13 protein-coding genes are annotated in these 13,939 nt (G+C 62.1%); 9 read left to right on the forward strand and 4 right to left on the reverse strand.

Features of this window, described 5'->3' with window-relative positions; translation table 11 throughout:
* The first annotated feature begins 137 nt into the window (after positions 1–137).
* From cdhC to BLV18_RS19270, 3 genes are all read left to right on the forward strand, one after another.
* Positions 138–1,022 carry a 3-dehydrocarnitine:acetyl-CoA trimethylamine transferase CdhC gene (gene cdhC, locus BLV18_RS19260; RefSeq protein ID WP_090360987.1) on the forward strand — a complete coding sequence of 295 codons (885 nt, stop codon included), beginning with the start codon at positions 138–140 and terminating at the stop codon, positions 1,020–1,022.
* Between the two features lie 121 nt (positions 1,023–1,143).
* Entirely contained in the window at positions 1,144–2,109 is a 966-nt protein-coding gene (locus BLV18_RS19265) for an L-carnitine dehydrogenase (protein WP_090360990.1), read from the forward strand.
* A complete protein-coding gene (locus BLV18_RS19270; protein ID WP_090360993.1) occupies positions 2,106–2,558 on the forward strand; it encodes a thioesterase family protein in 453 nt (150 codons plus the stop codon). The genes BLV18_RS19265 and BLV18_RS19270 overlap by 4 nt, the downstream gene beginning before the upstream one ends.
* Before the next feature lie 141 nt (positions 2,559–2,699).
* Here the strand turns inward: BLV18_RS19270 and BLV18_RS19275 are convergent, their stop codons facing one another.
* Positions 2,700–3,272, reverse strand: coding sequence for a hypothetical protein (locus BLV18_RS19275; RefSeq protein ID WP_090360995.1), 573 nt, complete (start codon positions 3,270–3,272; stop codon positions 2,700–2,702).
* On the reverse strand, positions 3,269–4,507 hold the full coding sequence (locus BLV18_RS19280; RefSeq protein ID WP_244156901.1) for an AAA family ATPase: 1,239 nt from the start codon (positions 4,505–4,507) through the stop codon (positions 3,269–3,271). The genes BLV18_RS19275 and BLV18_RS19280 overlap by 4 nt, the downstream gene beginning before the upstream one ends.
* A 217-nt stretch (positions 4,508–4,724) precedes the next feature.
* Between BLV18_RS19280 and BLV18_RS19285 the strand changes: the two genes are divergently transcribed.
* Positions 4,725–4,982 carry a hypothetical protein gene (locus tag BLV18_RS19285; protein WP_056844664.1) on the forward strand — a complete coding sequence of 86 codons (258 nt, stop codon included), beginning with the start codon at positions 4,725–4,727 and terminating at the stop codon, positions 4,980–4,982.
* Between the two features lie 168 nt (positions 4,983–5,150).
* Here BLV18_RS19285 and gbdR read toward each other — a convergent pair whose 3' ends face one another.
* Positions 5,151–6,245 (reverse strand): choline metabolism transcriptional regulator GbdR, encoded by a 1,095-nt coding sequence (gene gbdR / locus BLV18_RS19290; RefSeq protein WP_049861400.1) that lies wholly within the window; start codon positions 6,243–6,245, stop codon positions 5,151–5,153.
* Between the two features lie 537 nt (positions 6,246–6,782).
* Complete coding sequence (locus tag BLV18_RS19295; RefSeq protein ID WP_090360997.1) at positions 6,783–7,268, reverse strand: hypothetical protein; 486 nt, start codon at positions 7,266–7,268, stop codon at positions 6,783–6,785.
* 1,127 nt (positions 7,269–8,395) lie between these two features.
* On the opposite strand from BLV18_RS19295, the gene BLV18_RS19300 reads away from it, so the two are divergent.
* From BLV18_RS19300 to betB, 5 genes are all read left to right on the forward strand, one after another.
* Complete coding sequence (locus BLV18_RS19300; protein ID WP_090360999.1) at positions 8,396–9,343, forward strand: choline ABC transporter substrate-binding protein; 948 nt, start codon at positions 8,396–8,398, stop codon at positions 9,341–9,343.
* 75 nt (positions 9,344–9,418) lie between these two features.
* Positions 9,419–10,264 (forward strand): choline ABC transporter permease subunit, encoded by an 846-nt coding sequence (gene choW, locus BLV18_RS19305; RefSeq protein ID WP_043192362.1) that lies wholly within the window; start codon positions 9,419–9,421, stop codon positions 10,262–10,264.
* Positions 10,261–11,442, forward strand: coding sequence for a choline ABC transporter ATP-binding protein (gene choV, locus BLV18_RS19310; RefSeq protein ID WP_056844666.1), 1,182 nt, complete (start codon positions 10,261–10,263; stop codon positions 11,440–11,442). Before choW ends, choV begins: the two co-directional genes overlap by 4 nt.
* Positions 11,443–11,751: 309 nt before the next feature.
* A complete protein-coding gene (betI, locus tag BLV18_RS19315; protein ID WP_043192360.1) occupies positions 11,752–12,345 on the forward strand; it encodes a transcriptional regulator BetI in 594 nt (197 codons plus the stop codon).
* Between the two features lie 48 nt (positions 12,346–12,393).
* Entirely contained in the window at positions 12,394–13,866 is a 1,473-nt protein-coding gene (gene betB, locus BLV18_RS19320; RefSeq protein WP_090361001.1) for a betaine-aldehyde dehydrogenase, read from the forward strand.
* Positions 13,867–13,939: the final 73 nt, after the last annotated feature.

The following is a 13,939-nucleotide window of genomic DNA, read 5'->3' on the forward strand; positions in this document are numbered from 1 at the left end:
CGAACGGTTCACCACCGTAGACGGAGGACCGCGCCGCACCTGTGGGAGCGGGTTCTACCCGCGAAGGGTTCACCACCGTAGATGGACAAGACCGCGCAGCACCAGCCACACAGCTCAGACCCATAAGGATCCCTGCAATGAATCACGACGTCATCATCACCTGCGCCTTGACCGGTGCCGGCGATACCACCGCCAAAAGCCCTCACGTTCCTGTTACGCCGAAGCAGATCGCCGCTGCGGCCGTGGAAGCCGCCAAGGCCGGGGCCACCGTGGTGCACTGCCACGTACGCGACCCACAGACCGGCCGCTTCAGCCGCGACGTGGCGCTGTACCGGGAAGTGATGGAGCGCATCCGCGAAGCCGACATCGACATCATCGTCAACCTCACCGCCGGCATGGGCGGCGACCTGGAAATCGGCCCCGGAGAAACGCCGATGGCCTTCGGTGCTGGCACCGACCTGATCGGTCCTCTGGCACGCCTGGCCCATGTCGAAGCGCTGCTGCCGGAGATCTGCACCCTGGACTGCGGCACCCTGAATTTCGGTGACGGCAACAGCATCTACGTATCCACTCCCGAGCAACTACGTGCAGGCGCCCGGCGCATTACCGAGCTGGGGGTGAAGGCGGAGCTGGAAATCTTCGACACCGGCCACCTGTGGTTCGCCAAGCAGATGATCAAGGAAGGGCTGCTGCACGAGCCGCTGTTCCAGCTGTGCCTGGGCATCCCCTGGGGCGCGCCGGCCGATACCACCACCATGAAGGCCATGGTCGACAACCTGCCGGCGGAGGCGGTGTGGGCCGGCTTCGGCATTGGCCGCATGCAGATGCCCATGGCCGCGCAGGCCGTGCTGCTCGGCGGCAACGTGCGGGTCGGGCTGGAGGACAACATCTGGCTGGAGAAAGGCGTGCTGGCCACCAACGGTCAACTGGTGGAACGGGCCGGCGAGATTCTGACCCGGCTGGGGGCACGGGTGCTGACGCCGGCCGAGGGGCGGCAAAAGATGAACCTCGTTCGGCGGTGATTTTTTTGTGCCCTCAAAGGCCTCTTCGCGGGCAGAGACCCGCTCCCACACGGTTCGTGCGGGCGCGAGCCCTCTGCCCGCGAAGAGGGCCTCACCCCACACACTTCTCCAGGAACAACCAATGACCTACATCACCCACATCAACACCTTCGCCGCCTTGGGCAGCGGAGTCATTGGCAGCGGCTGGGTTGCCCGCGCCCTCGCCCATGGCCTGGACGTCGTCGCCTGGGACCCGGCGCCCGGCGCCGAAGCTGCCTTGCGCCAGCGCATTGCCAATGCCTGGCCTGCCCTGGTCAAGCAAGGTCTGGCAGCGGGTGCGGCGCAATCGCGGCTGCGCTTCGTGGCCACCATCGAGGACTGCGTGCGCGACGCCGACTTCATCCAGGAAAGCGCGCCGGAGCGGCTGGAACTGAAGCTGGAACTGCACGCCCGCATCAGCGCCGCCGCCAAGCCTGACGCCTTGATCGGCTCCAGCACCTCAGGCCTGCTGCCCAGCGAATTCTACGAGGGCGCCACACACCCGGAACGCTGCGTGGTCGGGCACCCGTTCAACCCGGTCTACCTGCTGCCGTTGGTGGAGGTGGTCGGCGGCCGACACACCGCACCCGAGGCAGTCCAGGCGGCCATCAGCGTTTACGAAAGCCTGGGTATGCGCCCGCTGCACGTGCGCAAGGAAGTGCCCGGCTTCATCGCCGACCGCCTGCTCGAAGCGCTGTGGCGCGAAGCCTTGCACCTGGTCAACGACGGCGTGGCCACCACCGGCGAGATCGACGACGCCATTCGTTTCGGCGCCGGCTTGCGCTGGTCGTTCATCGGCACCTTTCTGACCTACACCCTGGCGGGCGGCGACGCCGGCATGCGGCACTTCATGAACCAGTTCGGCCCAGCCCTGAAGCTGCCCTGGACCTACCTGCCCGCGCCGGAGCTGACCGACACGCTGATCGACGATGTCGTCGCCGGGACCTCGGCGCAACTGGGGGAACACAGTATCGGCGCCCTGGAGCGTTACCGCGACGATTGCCTGCTGGCAGTGCTGGACGCGGTACGGATGACCAAGGCCCGTCACGGCATGAGTTTCGCCGAATGATCACCTACCAGACGCCCGTGCTCGCGGAGTGGGTGGACTACAACGGCCATCTGCGCGATGCGTTCTACCTGTTGATCTTCAGCTACGCCACCGACGCATTCATGGCCCGCATCGGCGTCGATCCGCAGCGTGACCAGCACTCGCTGTTCACCCTGGAATGTCACCTCAACTATCTGCACGAGGTGAAACGGGGGGCCGAGGTGCAGGTGCGCACGCGGGTGCTGGCCCATGACCGCAAGCGGGTGCAGGTGTACCACACGCTGCACTTGCAAGGCGCAGACGAGGTACTGGCAGCCAGCGAGCAGATGCTCTTGCATGTGGATCTGCAGGGGCCGAGGTCGGCGGTGTTCGGGGAGGCTTCGCTGGCGGTGCTGGGCGAGGCTTTCGAGGCGCAGCGGCATCAGCCTGCAGCCGAGTATGCCGGACGACGGATTGCGTTGCCTGGCTGAATACCGTGTCGCGCCCTTCGCGGGCAGAGTCCCGCTCCCACAAGACAACCTTGCCTTCCAAGGCGAGTACCCTCTTGTGGGAGCGGGGCGGGCGGCAAGCCCTCTGCCCGGGAAGAGGCCAACACTGCCCTTCCAGTTCAATCAACCATCCCGCCGCTCCACCGCCCCGGCAATCAGCGGCGCCATCTCGCGCAGCCCTTCGAGCCCGATCTTGCCCTCCTCATACAAGCGCAACCACTGCCGTCGCACGCGCATCACGCGCTCGTCGTCGCGTAGTGGCAGGTGCTTGAGGGTGTACTCGGCCCGCGCCCGGACCGCTTCGGGCACCTTGTCGGTCAGCACCAGTTGCAGCGACGGCAGCAACACCTCGAACCAGCCCTCGCGCACCTCGAACGGATCGAGAAAGTCCTCGGCTTTCTTGCTGCCCTTGGCACTGTTCATCCAGGCATCGACATAGCGGTAGTTGCTCCACTCGTAGGCCATGCCGCGGTCTTCGTCACAGCTGATGAAATGCTCCACGGTGCCGCTGGGAATGTACATCGCGCCGAAGGCACAGCGGTTGGCAAAGCCTTCGCCCAGCTGCGGACGAAACGGCGACCAGTAGTCCCGCGGCCTGCCAACGTCGGGATTATCCTGCAACCAGGCATTACCGCGCTGGCGGCAGCGCTCGTCGAAGCCGTGGGGCTCGGGCAGTGGATGAACGAGCTCGATCATGCCGGCAGGCCTCTTTTGGCGACGACCCACGCCGGCCAGAAATGATCCCCGGCGGGCAAGGTTAGCAACAACTGCGACTGGATTGCGTCCTCGCTGTCCAGCCCCTCCGGCAGGTCCGATCGCTCGCCGCGCATCCAGGCCTCGGCGGCGCCGATCGCGGCTTCCGCTTCCACCGAGCGCGCCTGGCGCAGACCGAAGCTCTGGGACACCAGCCAGTTCACCGCATCGCCCTGAGCCGCCCAGATTTGCTGGTGCAGCTGCACCTGGCCTTCCTCCACGCTCAGGGTAAACAGCGCATCGCGCGCCTCGACGAACTGTGCCTCCATGGAAGCCAGCACCAGCGGCGAATGGGTGGCCACGATCATCTGCACTGCCAGGCGCTGGCGAGTCAGCGCGCCGACCACGTCCATCAGCGCAGGCACGATGCGACGCTGCCACTGAGCATGCAGATGGCACTCGACTTCATCCACCAGAAACACCAACTCATCGCTCGGCCGTACACCGGCCAGGCGGCAAGCTCGACGGTGCCCTTCCCAAGTCCAGACCAGCATGTAGGCCAGGGCCACCACGCGGCGAATCGCACTGGAGGTTTCGGGCAAGGGCACTTGTCCCTGGGGCCGCTGCAGGGTCGGGTATTCGATCTCATCGAGCAGGCCGATGTGGCACGGCCGGCCGGGCAGCAGCAACTCCTCGCGCGACGGCGACAATGCGCGCAGGACCTGCTTCAGGGCAGCGAACGCCTTGCAGCCGTGGGTTCGCTGCCAGCGTACCCAGTCGTTGATCAAGCCGTTGCACAGGCGCCCCTGCCCCGCCATCGACGTACCGTGCCACAGCTGGGTTTCATCGAAGTGATAGGCCGCCAGCTCACCCGCGTTGCGCACCGGATCCCAGGCACTGAAGGTGCCATTGGCATGGGCATACACCACCAGCGAACGGTTCGGCGTGGCGTCGCCTACTGGTGTCCAGCGGTCTCGCTGCCAGGCCCATTGCCCGGGGCTGCGGTCCGCGCCGGTGAAACGATAATCGATGACCGGCAGCGCCGACGACTGGCGCGCCTTGATCGGCTTGCCTGCGGCCCAGGTGCGGGTCAGCACCCACCATGCCGTATCGAGCACGAAGCTCTTGCCCAGGCCGTTGTCGCCGGTGATGAAGTTGAGGCGTGGCGCCAGTCCGATCGGGCCCAGGGCTGGAGAGGGGCCGACGCCTTGAAAGGAGAGAAAGTCGAGCATTTCCATTGCCGTCCATTGAAAGTGAACGGCAAGGGTATTCAGGCCCGCCCCGCCAGGTGCCATACCCGGTTGCTACATGGCTGGCTTACAGCCGCTGCGAACACGGCGAAAAACGACCTGTTCGTGTGCAATCCGGCCATGCTGACCACCGCCTCTTGCCCAGCGCGTGCGCGGCTACCAGAATCCGGACAACGTCACGCCACCCATAAAAAGGATCAGCATCATGATGCATGCGGACTTGATTGATCAGGAGGACCTGCTGGGCCAGCTGCGCGCACTGGGTTTCGAGATGCCCGCAGGCGCCACGGCCGAGCAGGCCTGTGAATGCGCAGTGCGCGGCCTGGACAGCGGCCGTGCCCAGGCCCTGCGCAAGATGGTGGAACAGATGCTGACGGGCAGCGCGACCATCCTGCCGGCGGTCCGCCAGGCGATCGACCGGACCTTGCTGCCGGCATTGGCCCAGCATTCGAAGCGGGCCTGAATTTCAATCCGGCCCCAGCTGAGCCCATTGTGGGAGCGTGGCGGGTAGTCTGACCTATCGCGGCGCGCTCTTCGCGGGCAGAGCCCGCTCCCACAGATGTGATGCAAGCTCTGTGTGATGTAAACCCTGTGGGAGCGGGGCTCTGCCCGCGAAGAGCGCGCCGCGGTATCAGATCCTCACACTGGCAAAGGTCGATTCGTTGCGCGCCTGGCTCAACGCCGACAACGGTCCGGCCAGGACCATGGCTTGCGGGATGGGCAGCATCGCCACCTGCTGGGTGGTATTGGAGCCGACGCGTTCGTCACGCGGCGGAATGCCGAAATACTCGCGATAGCACTTGGAGAAATGCGGCGTGGACACAAAGCCGCACACCGACGCCACCTCGATGATCGACATGGGCGTCTGCTTGAGCAACTGTCGGGCGCGAATCAGGCGCAACTTGAGGTAGTAGCGCGACGGCGAACAATGCAGGTACTTCTGGAACAGCCGCTCCAGCTGGCGTCGCGACACCGCCACATACACCGCCAACTCGTCCAGGTCGATCGGCTCTTCCAGGTTCGCCTCCATCAACGCGACGATCTCCTGCAGCTTGGGCTGGTTGGTGCCCAGCATGTGCTTGAGCGGCACCCGCTGGTGATCCTGTTCGTTGCGAATGCGCTCGTAGACGAACATCTCGGAAATCGCTGCGGACAACTCGCGGCCGTGATCGCGGCTGATCAGGTGCAGCATCATGTCCAGCGGCGCCGTGCCGCCCGAACTGGTGAAACGATTGCGGTCCAGGGTAAACAGGCGCGTGCTCATGGCCACGCGGGGAAAGGCCTCTTGCATCGAGGCCAGGCATTCCCAGTGCACGCTGCACTCGAAACCATCGAGCAGACCGGCGCAGGCCAGCGCCCAACTGCCGGTACAGACCGCACCCAGGCGCTTGGACTGCCGTGCCTGGCTCTGCAGCCAGCTGACGTGGTCGCGACCCACCGCTCGCTGGATACCGACACCGCCACAGACGATCACCGTGTCCATCGGCGCGGCCTTGTGCATGGCCGAATCCGGAGTGATCTGCAGACCATCGCTGGCCCATACCTGGCCACCGTCCGCGCTCAGGGTGGTCCATCGATACAGCTCGCGCCCGGACAACTGGTTGGCCATGCGCAGCGGTTCGACTGCCGAGGCCAGGGAGATGAGGGTGAAGTTGTCGAGCAACAGGAAGCCGATGGACTGAGGACTGCGAGTCTGCGGCTGAGCGCCGGTGGTGAAGGATGTCATTGCGGTATCTCCTTACGCGAAGCGGATGGTGGCCTCAGGCAGGCTCTTGTTATTGCCCTCTGTTTAACAGGGGCTTTGTAATCACCACGCAAACCTCATGCCTAAAAACTGAGGACGCACCCGATAAATCCTGAAAACGACGTCGCTAAGGGTGATTGCAGGCTACTGTCGCCGGCATGTGTCATGCGCAAAGGAAGGCACTATAGGTATAGCAGGGAGGAATTTGAGCAGATCCGTAGCAACACCTACGGGCACTGTAGGAAGACTGTCACCGCAAGCACGGGCAATCAGCGGTCTTGGCTTGTACTGCCGTGCGAGAGGTACCTGCAGGCACACACGCGCAAAAAGGATGCAAGACTTACAAAGCGTGTACGAAAACGGCGCGGGCATCAGGACTTCTCACCGTAGGCGCAATCGCGAAAAGTCCTGAATGTTGGGTATGGCCGCGCCCAACGGGCCTCGCACCCCTCAGATTGACCAGTATGCTTTTATCGGAAGAACCACCCAGTGTTCGAAGACCTTCTCACCTGACGGAAATCAAGCTTTGTTAGGAGGTGATGAGAAGAATCCAGAAGAGATAGTTATCCTGGGCCCCATTTTGATTTCGACCACGACATTTTCCAATCTACCCTGCACATGCCTATTGGTCAGGTCAAACACTTCCAAAATCACATCGCCACTCTGGACGAAACCCGTTTCTGGAGCGTCAACATCATCACGTATTGTGATTTCCATGAAAGCCGGAAAATCGTTGGGGCCCAAGGGGTATGTCCCAGGCACGATATGACTATCAAAGTAGAGCCCGAATCTTTCTACCTTAAATTTTTCTTGCCCCCCGTGGAATATCGTCATTTTCAGCGGGCTTTCAATGACCTTCAGCTTACTGTCGGGCAGTACCAACTGTCCGCCAAAGTAGTCGGAACTCAAGTGTACGGTTGCGGGAAACGACACGGCATGGCCGGTGTCATTTGTCTTGCCTGCTAGCTGCACAGCAGCTTCACGGGTTAAGCCATGATTTTTCATATTACACCTCAAATTTTGTAGTGGCTGGTAATAGGTACAGGTAAGGCTTGGCCAAGCAGACAAACTCGATATTGGTCCTTTGAACGTCTTCGGACCTGTAGCCGCTGGCATTGACGTACGGCTGCAGGCTTACATCTGCTGATAAGTTAACGAGATGTAGTCACCTGCAGAGATAAGCGTAGCGTTCAATAAAACGAGCGCAAATCGATTAAAAACCGAATAACCTTTGGCATTTCGTGCAACTGCCTGATAACACGACAAAACCTTTATCAGCTCCGAAAAAACATCTTCGCCAGGTAATTTAATAAAATTATTTTAACAGGCGTTAAAGAATAGAAAACTGAACGCATCACTACATACCGACAACCGCTATGAAACCCTCGCCTTTCTCTGACACCGAAAAATCATATGGAAAAATATTTACCGATTAACGGTGAAACTACAGTGAAAGCATTACTAGCACGGAATTGACTCTTAGCCCCCCTTCGAAGGGTATCGAATCGAGCAAATATGCCGTTACCGGAATGCGACTGTCGAATCAACCGTCTCCGCCGCTGACCCACCGAGCCCATCATCATCTCAGTGTTGCCATCCTGGAGAATGCACATGACCAAAACGAGCCCGACGTAGATACTACGAGGCGACATACCTACTTCAGGCCCCGAACTCGATTTGGGCATGCAACTGGTAACTACGCGAAATCGACACAGGCCCGGCGTGCGCGGTACCTGCAGTTTTGGGTATGCTCGCCAGCGCCTGGGCACTGCTACGCTGACAGATACCTTTTCCCGGCCAAGGCTTTCCCACATCCGCACCACGACTGCCTGCGATGTGATCATGCTTAACTGCGCCTGCTGGAAATAGCGATGTCTCAACCAGCGAGCACGCTGAAAAGCACGTTCGATGACAGCAAAAAATCTGTAAGCGACGTCACCGACACTGGATGCGACTCTGCCCGCACTGGATACGACGCACCCGGTAGGCGGCTGATTTGCGCTGGTACATGATCACTCACGGCCCGATCGCCTGGCACCTTGGCGGCGCACCCGTCGCGGACGCGGCGATCGAGCATTCAAACAAGCGTGGCATGCCCTTGCGCCCCACGCCGAGAAAACCAGGAGCACACCATGAAAGGTCCAACATCGATTCTGCTGGCCACCCTGCTGGGCCTGCCTGTACTGGCTCACGCAGCGGAACCGGCGCGATGCGCCACTGTGAATTTCTCCGATGTCGGCTGGACCGACATCACCGTCACCACCGCCGTCACCAGTGCGGTGCTGCAGTCACTGGGCTACAAGACCAAGACCACGATGATTTCCGTGCCGGTGACCTACAAGTCCCTGGCCGATGGCAAGAACATGGACGTTTTCCTGGGCAACTGGATGCCGACCATGGAAAACGACATCAAGCCCTACCGCGACGCCGGCACTGTGGAAACAGTACGGGCCAACCTGGAAAACGCCAAGTACACCCTGGCCGTCCCCCAGGCGCTGTACGACAAGGGCCTGAAGGATTTCGCCGACATCGTCAAATTCAAGAAGGAGCTGGACGGCAAGATCTACGGCATCGAACCGGGCAACGACGGCAATCGCCTGATCCAGAGCATGATCGACAAGAACGCCTTCGGCCTCAAGGACGCCGGTTTCAAAGTGGTCGAATCGAGCGAGGCCGGCATGCTGTCCCAGGTCGACCGCGCCCAGCGGCGCAACACCGACGTGGTGTTCCTGGGCTGGGAACCGCACCCGATGAACACCCGCTTCAAGCTGCAGTACCTGACCGGCGGCGATGACTTCTTCGGCCCCAACTTCGGCCAGGCCACCATCTATACCAACACACGCAAGGGCTACACCCAGGAGTGCAGCAACGTTGGCCAGTTGCTGAAGAACCTGCAGTTCAGCCTGGCCATGGAAAGCACGCTGATGGGCAACGTCCTGGACGACAAGCAGAAACCCGACGTCGCTGCTCGGGCCTGGCTGAAAAACAATCCACAGGTGCTCGACACCTGGCTCGCGGGCGTCACCACCGTCGATGGCAAGCCGGGTCTTGAAGCCGTCAAGGCCAAGCTCGCGCAATAACGCTGGCAGGCGGGCCGGCGGTTGCCGGCCTCACCGGCCGGCCCTTCGTTTCCTCGCATGCGGACACTCACTACCATGCTGACAGACCACAAGATCCCCCTGGGCGAGTACATCGCGGCTTTCGTCGACTGGCTCACCCAACACGGGGCTTCGACGTTCGATGCCATCGCGTCCACGCTCGAAGCGATCATTCATGGTTTCACCGCCGGTCTGACCTGGTTCAACCCCTACGTACTGACCGCCCTGATCGCTGCGCTGGCGCATTTCATCCAGCGCAAATGGGGCCTGACGCTGTTCGTGGCGCTGTCGTTCCTGCTGATCCTCAACCTGGGGTACTGGCAGGAAACCATGGAGACCCTGGCGCAGGTGCTGTTCGCCACCCTGGTCTGCGTGATCATCGGCGTGCCGCTGGGCATAGTCGCCGCGCACAAGCCGATGTTCTACACCATGATGCGGCCGGTCCTCGACCTGATGCAGACGGTACCGACCTTCGTCTACCTGATCCCCACGCTCACCCTGTTCGGGCTGGGCGTGGTACCGGGCCTGATTTCCACGGTGGTGTTCGCCATCGCCGCGCCCATTCGCCTGACCTACCTGGGCATCCGCGACGTGCCGCAGGAACTGATGGACGCCGGCAAGGCCTTCGGCTGCTCGCGCCGCCAGCTGCTGTCGCGCATCGAATTGCCGCACGCCATGCCGAGCATCGCCGCCGGCATCACCCAGTGCATCATGCTGTCGCTGTCGATGGTGGTAATCGCCGCCCTGGTCGGCGCCGATGGCCTGGGCAAGCCGGTGGTCAACGCACTGAACACCGCCGATATCGCGCTGGGCTTCGAAGCCGGTCTGGCCATCGTGTTGCTGGCGATCATGCTCGACCGTATCTGCAAACAACCCGACGTCAAGATAGGGGGTGATGCATGAGCATTATTCGATTCGACAACGTCGATGTGATCTTCGCCAAGGACCCACGCGAAGCGCTGAAACTGCTCGACCAAGGGCTGACCCGCAACGAGATCCTGAAGAAGACCGGGCAGATCGTCGGCGTGGAAAAGGCCAGCCTGGACATCAACAAGGGCGAGATCTGCGTGCTGATGGGGTTGTCCGGTTCGGGCAAGTCGAGCCTGCTGCGCTGCATCAACGGGCTGAACACGGTGAGCCGCGGCAAGCTGTTCGTCGAGCATGAAGACCGCCAGATCGACATCGCCTCGTGCACGCCGGCAGAACTGAAGATGATGCGCACCAAGCGCATCGCCATGGTGTTCCAGAAGTTCGCCCTGATGCCCTGGCTGACGGTGCGCGAGAACATCAGCTTCGGCCTGGAGATGCAGGGCCGTCCGGAAAAGGAACGGCGCAAGCTGGTCGACGAGAAGCTCGAACTGGTGGGCCTGACCCAGTGGCGCAACAAGAAGCCCGACGAGCTGTCCGGCGGCATGCAGCAGCGTGTGGGCCTGGCCCGGGCGCTGGCGATGGACGCCGACATCCTGCTGATGGATGAACCCTTTTCGGCGCTCGACCCGTTGATCCGTCAAGGCCTGCAGGACGAGTTGCTGGAGCTGCAACGCAAATTGAGCAAGACCATCGTCTTCGTCAGCCATGACCTGGACGAAGCGCTGAAGTTGGGCAGCCGCATCGCCATCATGAAAGACGGGCGGATCGTCCAGTACAGCGTACCCGAGGAAATCGTCCTCAACCCGGCCGACGATTACGTGCGGACCTTCGTCGCCCACACCAACCCACTCAACGTGCTGTGCGGGCGCAGCCTGATGCGCACGCTGGACAAGTGCACCCGCGTCAACGGTTCGGTATGCCTGGATCCGGGCGTGGATTCATGGCTGAACCTGGGCGCCGGCAATTCGCTGACCAGCGCACGCCAGGGCGACACCGTGCTCGACGTGCAGGGCTGGGCGCCCGGGCAGGCGATGGAAGGACTGGGCCGCCGGCCGACACTGGTCAGTGCCGACATCGGCATGCGCGACGCCTTGCAGATCCGCTATCAGACGGGCCACAAACTGGTCCTGCAGGACAGTGACAAACAGGTGGTGGGCATTCTGGGGGATACCGAGCTGTACCATGCTCTGCTGGGCAAGAACCTGGGCTGATCCTCGCTGGCAGGAGCCCTGATGCGGTTGGTCTGATACACCGCGGCGTCTTTTTCGCGGGCAGAGACCCGCTCCCACAGGTTGATGAAGCCGTGTGGGAGCGGGTCTCTGCCCGCGAACGCCTCACCGCAATCTCCCTGATACCCCCCCGCTCAAACCTTATTGCCTTCCCCTCCCCGATCCTCTAAAAACCCTGCACACATTCCCCCATCCTTTTTTATTGATTGATCGTTCAATCAAAATAAACTAGACTGGCTTCAGTCGGCTGTCACTCACTGCCCGTACTGCAGGTCCAAGGAGATTCGCGCAATGCCCAAGGTCGGTATGCAACCCATCCGCCGCCAACAGTTGATCGAAGCCACGCTCCAGGCTGTCGACCAGGTCGGCATGAGTGACGCCAGCATTGCTCTGATCGCCCGCCTGGCGGGTGTGTCGAACGGCATCATCAGTCACTACTTTCAGGACAAGAACGGCCTGATCGCAGCGACCATGCGTCACTTGATGAACATGCTGATCGACAACGTCGCCACGCGCCGACAGGCCTTGACCGACGACAGCGCCAGGGCGCACCTGCAGGTGATCATCGAAGGCAACTTCGACGCCAGCCAGGTCAACGCTCCGGCCATGAAGACCTGGCTGGCCTTCTGGGCCACCAGCATGCATCAGCCGTCCTTGCACAGGTTGCAGCGGATCAACGACCACCGCCTGTATTCCAACCTGTGTTGCCAGTTCCGCCGTGAATTGCCGGTGGAACAGGCGCGCAGCGCCGCACGCGGCCTGGCTGCACTGATCGACGGTCTGTGGTTGCGCGGCGCCCTGTCGGGCGATGCTTTCGATACCGCGCAGGCACATCGCATCGCCTGCGAATACATGGACATGCAACTGGCAAAACAGCAGCGCTGAAGCTTCGCGCCTCGCCTGCTGCCACCTTAACTGCACCGCGAGGATCTTATGGCCCGTTTCCCAACGCAAAAACTCTACATCGATGGCGGCTACGTGGACGCCAGCGGCAGCGGCACCTTCGATGCCGTCAACCCGGCCACCGGTGAAGTGCTGGCGCAGGTCCAGCGCGCCACCGCCGAAGACGTCGAAAAAGCCGTCGCCAGCGCCGAAAAGGGCCAGAAGATCTGGGCCGCGATGACCGCCATGGAGCGCTCGCGCGTGCTGCGCAAAGCCGTCGACATCCTGCGTGAACGCAACGACGAACTGGCCCTGCTGGAAACCCTGGACACCGGCAAGGCCTACTCGGAAACCCGCTACGTCGACATCGTCACCGGCGCCGACGTGCTCGAATACTACGCCGGCCTGGTGCCTGCCATCGAAGGCGAGCAGATCCCGCTGCGCGACACTTCCTTCGTCTACACCCGCCGCGAGCCCCTGGGCGTGACCGCCGGTATCGGTGCCTGGAACTACCCGATCCAGATCGCTCTGTGGAAGTCCGCTCCAGCGCTGGCAGCCGGCAACGCGATGATCTTCAAGCCCAGCGAAGTCACCTCGCTGACCACCCTCAAGCTGGCCGAAATCTACACCGAGGCCGGCCTGCCCGCTGGCGTGTTCAATGTGCTGACCGGTAGCGGCAGCGAAGTCGGCGCCTGGCTCACCGAGCATCCTGGCATCGAGAAAGTCTCGTTCACCGGCGGCGTCAGCACCGGCAAGAAAGTCATGGCCAGCGCCTCGAGTTCCTCGCTCAAGGAAGTAACCATGGAACTGGGCGGCAAGTCGCCGCTGATCATCTTCGACGATGCAGACCTCGACAAGGCCGCCGACATTGCCATGATGGCCAACTTCTACAGCTCCGGTCAGGTCTGCACCAACGGCACTCGGGTGTTCGTGCCCAATGCCCTCAAGGCGCAACTCGAAGCCAAGATCCTGGAGCGCGTGCAGCGCATCCGCATCGGCGACCCTGAAGACGAAAACACCAATTTCGGCCCGCTGGTGAGCTTCGCCCACATGGAAAACGTGCTGGGCCATATCGCCAAGGGCAAGGCCGAAGGCGCGCGCCTGCTGTGCGGCGGCGAGCGGCTGACCAACGGTGAGCTGGGCCAGGGCGCGTTCGTCGCACCGACCGTGTTCACCGATTGCAGCGACGAGATGACCATCGTGCGCGAAGAAATCTTCGGCCCGGTGATGAGCATCCTCGGCTACGACAGCGAAGACGAAGTGATCCGCCGCGCCAATGCCACCGAGATGGGCCTGGCCGCCGGCGTGGTCACCCGCGACCTGAACCGTGCGCACCGCGTGATCCATCAGCTCGAAGCAGGCATCTGCTGGATCAACGCCTGGGGCGAATCCGACGCGAAGATGCCGGTGGGTGGCTACAAGCAATCCGGCGTGGGCCGCGAAAACGGCATCAGCTCGCTGGCGCAATACACCCGGATCAAATCGGTACAAGTGGAACTGGGCGATTACGTTTCGGTGTTCTGAGCCTGAATCCCGTGTGGGGCGGGCGGTGAGCCCACTGCCCAAGAAGGGGCCTTGAGCAACACTGCGGCGCCTT

The organism is Pseudomonas coleopterorum (genome assembly GCF_900105555.1).
In the GTDB taxonomy this organism is placed as follows: domain Bacteria; phylum Pseudomonadota; class Gammaproteobacteria; order Pseudomonadales; family Pseudomonadaceae; genus Aquipseudomonas; species Aquipseudomonas coleopterorum.

What these genes read in the sequence shown, in the direction of transcription:
- cdhC (WP_090360987.1), top strand. Translation starts at nt 138, where the DNA reads ATGAATCACGACGTCATCATCACCTGCGCCTTGACCGGTGCCGGCGAT.
- BLV18_RS19265 (WP_090360990.1), top strand. Translation starts at nt 1,144, where the DNA reads ATGACCTACATCACCCACATCAACACCTTCGCCGCCTTGGGCAGCGGA.
- BLV18_RS19270 (WP_090360993.1), top strand. Translation starts at nt 2,106, where the DNA reads ATGATCACCTACCAGACGCCCGTGCTCGCGGAGTGGGTGGACTACAAC.
- BLV18_RS19275 (WP_090360995.1), bottom strand. Translation starts at nt 3,272, where the DNA reads ATGATCGAGCTCGTTCATCCACTGCCCGAGCCCCACGGCTTCGACGAG.
- BLV18_RS19280 (WP_244156901.1), bottom strand. Translation starts at nt 4,507, where the DNA reads ATGGAAATGCTCGACTTTCTCTCCTTTCAAGGCGTCGGCCCCTCTCCA.
- BLV18_RS19285 (WP_056844664.1), top strand. Translation starts at nt 4,725, where the DNA reads ATGATGCATGCGGACTTGATTGATCAGGAGGACCTGCTGGGCCAGCTG.
- gbdR (WP_049861400.1), bottom strand. Translation starts at nt 6,245, where the DNA reads ATGACATCCTTCACCACCGGCGCTCAGCCGCAGACTCGCAGTCCTCAG.
- BLV18_RS19295 (WP_090360997.1), bottom strand. Translation starts at nt 7,268, where the DNA reads ATGAAAAATCATGGCTTAACCCGTGAAGCTGCTGTGCAGCTAGCAGGC.
- BLV18_RS19300 (WP_090360999.1), top strand. Translation starts at nt 8,396, where the DNA reads ATGAAAGGTCCAACATCGATTCTGCTGGCCACCCTGCTGGGCCTGCCT.
- choW (WP_043192362.1), top strand. Translation starts at nt 9,419, where the DNA reads ATGCTGACAGACCACAAGATCCCCCTGGGCGAGTACATCGCGGCTTTC.
- choV (WP_056844666.1), top strand. Translation starts at nt 10,261, where the DNA reads ATGAGCATTATTCGATTCGACAACGTCGATGTGATCTTCGCCAAGGAC.
- betI (WP_043192360.1), top strand. Translation starts at nt 11,752, where the DNA reads ATGCCCAAGGTCGGTATGCAACCCATCCGCCGCCAACAGTTGATCGAA.
- betB (WP_090361001.1), top strand. Translation starts at nt 12,394, where the DNA reads ATGGCCCGTTTCCCAACGCAAAAACTCTACATCGATGGCGGCTACGTG.